The sequence below is a fragment of the Bacillus sp. SIMBA_031 genome (assembly GCF_046535225.1).
Taxonomy (GTDB): domain Bacteria; phylum Bacillota; class Bacilli; order Bacillales; family Bacillaceae; genus Bacillus; species Bacillus velezensis.
Genome location: NZ_JAWRXC010000190.1, coordinates 1 through 275, shown reverse-complemented (window position 1 = coordinate 275; position 275 = coordinate 1). Strand labels below are relative to the sequence as shown.

At 56.7% G+C, this 275-nt stretch carries 1 pseudogene; it reads left to right on the top strand.

Going from position 1 to position 275, the window contains the following annotated elements:
• Positions 1-32: 32 nt before the first annotated feature.
• Positions 33-275 (top strand): annotated as a pseudogene (locus SB724_RS20010) (ABC transporter permease); the annotation flags it as partial.

The following is a 275-nucleotide window of genomic DNA, read 5'->3' as shown; positions in this document are numbered from 1 at the left end:
CTGAAGAAAAAGCAGGGGCAGGAGACCAAACAATGACAGATCACGCATTGGCGGCGGCGAAGGAGCGGCCCTCTTCCTGGAAGAGATTCGGAACGATGCGGGAGGCGGGGCTGATCGCCGTCATTCTCGCACTGTGCGTACTCATGAGTTTCGCCTCTCCACACTTTCTGACGCTCGGCAATTTCAGGGCCATGCTGATGTCCTTCTCGGTGGAAGGCATCGTTGTGGTCGTCATGACCATCCTTCTGATCGTCGGCGGTATCGATCTTTCCGTC